This is a genomic window from Flavobacterium xanthum (genome assembly GCF_900142695.1).
Classification (GTDB): domain Bacteria; phylum Bacteroidota; class Bacteroidia; order Flavobacteriales; family Flavobacteriaceae; genus Flavobacterium; species Flavobacterium xanthum.
Window position 1 is genome coordinate 1 of record NZ_FRBU01000080.1, and the last position, 3,424, is coordinate 3,424.

4 protein-coding genes are annotated in these 3,424 nt (G+C 34.1%); 2 read left to right on the plus strand and 2 right to left on the minus strand.

The features are described from left to right. Positions 1-967: 967 nt before the first annotated feature. A complete protein-coding gene (locus BUC11_RS16315; RefSeq protein WP_073355755.1) occupies positions 968-1,888 on the minus strand; it encodes a M23 family metallopeptidase in 921 nt (306 codons plus the stop codon). Between the two features lie 18 nt (positions 1,889-1,906). Further along, positions 1,907-2,908 (minus strand): hypothetical protein, encoded by a 1,002-nt coding sequence (locus BUC11_RS16320; protein WP_073355757.1) that lies wholly within the window; start codon positions 2,906-2,908, stop codon positions 1,907-1,909. A 49-nt stretch (positions 2,909-2,957) separates the two neighbouring features. Between BUC11_RS16320 and tnpA the strand changes: the two genes are divergently transcribed. Next, entirely contained in the window at positions 2,958-3,239 is a 282-nt protein-coding gene (tnpA, locus tag BUC11_RS16325) for an IS66 family insertion sequence element accessory protein TnpA (protein ID WP_073353117.1), read from the plus strand. Beyond that, positions 3,239-3,424: IS66 family insertion sequence element accessory protein TnpB (tnpB, locus tag BUC11_RS17440; RefSeq protein ID WP_394332905.1), on the plus strand; the 186-nt coding region annotated here is incomplete at its 3' end. The genes tnpA and tnpB, both read left to right, overlap by 1 nt.

A 3,424-nucleotide genomic window follows, 5' to 3' on the forward strand; every position in this document is an offset into this window, starting at 1 on the left:
AATCTTATAATTTACAAAATACCGGTCTCTTTTCCTAATACTTACCTCGTATTTTACTGACTAACAGCGAAATATAATTTTTGTCATGTACTGAAGAAAGAAGGTTTGTTTTTTGAAAGGCGTTGTTATGGAAACGCTAAGCATTGAGCTAACGGAAAAGCAATGGACTACTTTGTTGCTGACAAATAAAAAATGATACTCTTGCGGGCTTTTTTGCTTTTGTGGGTGCTTTGGTTCAATTAAAATGAAATCAGCTCTTTTAAAAAAGCACCTACAAAAGCAAATGCAAATACTTCCGATTTAGGCGGTTTACTGATAGAACAAGTTATAGTTTCTGAAAAAGCGGGAACATCATCGTTAAATAAAAACGTTCAATCGAAGCAGTGGTTTGGGGTTTGTGAAGGACGGTTTTTTGAGCGGCTGGCTGGTGGGATGGGAGCTGCTCAAAAAGTTGTCCTAGAGCAAACCCCTAGCGCGTTGGCCGGAGCGGCTGTTTTACATAACGTTATTATAGTTCATCCGAGATTTTTATTATGTGCAAGATGTTTCTTTATGAACTATAATGCCACGTTATGTAAAACAGCTTGGAGAAAATTTTTTGTTGCCCATTTCGGTTTTTTCCTTTTTACTATAAAACTTCATAGGGCATACAAAAACTTTTGGAGCGTTGGCAAAGGAGTGACTATTGGAGTGTAAAACGGTAATACAAATACTGAAATAAAAAGAACATTTTCGTAACTTCAATATAATTCTTTATCAAAATATGCCAACCAATATCAGAATAAGGCAGTTCGATTTTTTCTAAAAAAAGCAAGTTCTCACCAGAGTGGCCTTGTATTTAAATTAAATGCGCTATAATATAGTTTTTAAGGTATAAAAAAATACCATCTTGCAATTTTTGGTTGAAACGTTGCCTTGTGCGAATTGCAAGAGAGTATTTTTTGTGGGTAGGGATTTCACTTTGCTATTATTCTGTAATTTTTATATCAGCAGTAGGAACCCATGTTGAATACAATTCCCATGTTACAATGAAAGCATCACTATTCGTTGAAATATCAAGCTTCCAACCCAATGGTTCAACTCCAAAACAAGAAAATCTTATATCAACAGTTGTAAGAGGTGGAATTATCAATGACCTACTTCCATCAAGATTTGAGTCAATAGTAATGGTTGTACCCAATATATTTACGTTTTTCACTTTATAGTGCATTACTTGACCACCACTATAATGAGCAGAAGTATCTGCATTCCACGACCCCCTGTCTAATATTTTTTCAACAACTGCTTTCATGCTTTCTAATTCTTGTAATTCTTCCTTAGCAAAAGCAGGGCAATTAGCGTGATTAGGACTATTAGGATTGTGAGGTGTGTCACTTGGTTCAGCTATGGAACCTGAATTTGTGTATTTTGTTTTAAGATATGGTTCAGGGTCAACATAATGATTTTGTGTTGCGAAAAAGTCAGTAGATAATTCTATGTGCAGATGCTTAAAAGGGACATTAAAAGCATTTCCAGATTTACCTGTTTTACCTATCTTAGTTCCCTGCGCAACAATTTCACCAATTGCAACTTTGATTTCACTTAGATGACAATATTTTATTGAAAAATCATCCGAGCGCACAATAATAAAATTGCCTACACCACTGCGATAGTTAGGGTCGGTTGGTTGTAGGTCTCGGATATGCGTTACTTTACCTGAGTAAATGGAAGAAAAGAGTGTTCCCGCCGTTGCTCGCAAATCTGTGCCACCGTGCCAAGTTGCACCATTATCACGAGAACAGCCATATCTACCAGCATTAATTTTAGTTCCTGCTGAATCAGTCGGGCAAAGGACTGGATTTGAAAACGGGTCAACTGGACCTTGAGATAGAATAATTTTTGTAGTCATTTTTCTGTGTTTTTATTTTTAATAAATTAATTCAACATATCTAATTCTCATGTCTTCATTGTTTAAAATGTCATGTTTCAAATATTCAGAATCTTTTGTTAAAAAGGCGTTAATTGAAATGTCATTATTAAACCATTCTACTTCTACAAAACGCACTCTAAAATGAGAGTATTTAATAGAATCATCATATTTTGCATATTGATTTGTCTCTATAGTATCTCTTTCATTATCCGATGTAGTGGTTTCAATTTTTGATGAAGGATTAGACCTTTTTTCAAACTTTATCTTTATGGATGCTAGATTTTCTTCCTTTTCTAATATCTCAGGCGTCAACAGAGCATGACGAAACCCCCATTCTGCCAAATTATTGCCATTATCTATTTGCGAATTTACAGGATACCAAAGCAATTCATCATCGCTTCCTTCAACTGTTAAAATAAAATTAGAATGAATATTCCATTTCTCATTTTTTTCATTTTCATCGTAATAGATGAAATGATGTAAAGATTCGTAATCGAATGAAACTGTAAGATCTACATTACCCCATTTATCGAATAACCAGTTAGGTTTGTCAAAATAAACAGACAGTTTTCTTTCTGGTAATAAATAACACCAAGTTGAATTTTCTGCATCTGAAATTCTACAATCGTTTTTGAGTACTAATAAACTTGTATCAGCAGTTTTATCATTATAGTTGATTGAGAAAGGCTGAAAATGAACAATTGAAAAGTTTATAAATGGATTGTGTAGTTGTTTGCCGTCTTTTGTTTTAATATCAAGCTCTACTTCAAATTTCCAAAGTTGTTTTTCAATATCAAATGATGGAAGGAAGTGATAAATGCCTAATTCATTATCATATCCTGCTTTGTATTCATTGATTTTAGGAATCACAATATCATCATATTGCAAATACTGACTTCTGTTAGAATATTTGTCGGAAACAATATCTCGACCTGCTTTTGATATTAAATCGTTTTCTTTGAATTGTTTGTTGTAAAGTATCCGCCCGACGAACCCCATATTTTTTAGATTAACCTAAGGTAGTAGTTTTGTTCTAAACAATTTAGACATGAATAAAAATGAATTTATGTTATCCCGAGTTGAATCTTGGAAACAAAGTGGACTTTCACAACAAGCGTATTGCGATCAAGCAGGTATTAAATTAGGAACCTTCAGCTATTGGATACGAAAAAGCAAAAATGAAGAAGCACAAAGCGGAGGTTTTATTGCACTGAAAAAACCAGTTTTCGCTTTAGAAAACAAATACGAAATCGTATACCCTAATGGAGTTGTGCTGCGAGTGGATACGGATAATTTAAGTGAACTTTCGGCTTTAGTAAACCTATATTAGTGTTTAGCCTTAGTAGTTCACATACCTTTTTGCTCTACCCCAAAGTTTGCGATATGCGCAAAAGTTTTAATGGTTTGTGTGGTCTTGTTACCAATGAATTAGGACGCGTAGCACATAGTGGGGAAGTGTTCATTTTTATCAATCGAAATAATAATCAGATGAAACTTTTACACTGGGAATCCGGT

Bases quoted from the DNA above. Each gene is read 5' to 3' on its own strand.
- BUC11_RS16315 (WP_073355755.1), bottom strand. From the start codon at position 1,888: ATGACTACAAAAATTATTCTATCTCAAGGTCCAGTTGACCCGTTTTCA.
- BUC11_RS16320 (WP_073355757.1), bottom strand. From the start codon at position 2,908: ATGGGGTTCGTCGGGCGGATACTTTACAACAAACAATTCAAAGAAAAC.
- tnpA (WP_073353117.1), top strand. From the start codon at position 2,958: ATGAATAAAAATGAATTTATGTTATCCCGAGTTGAATCTTGGAAACAA.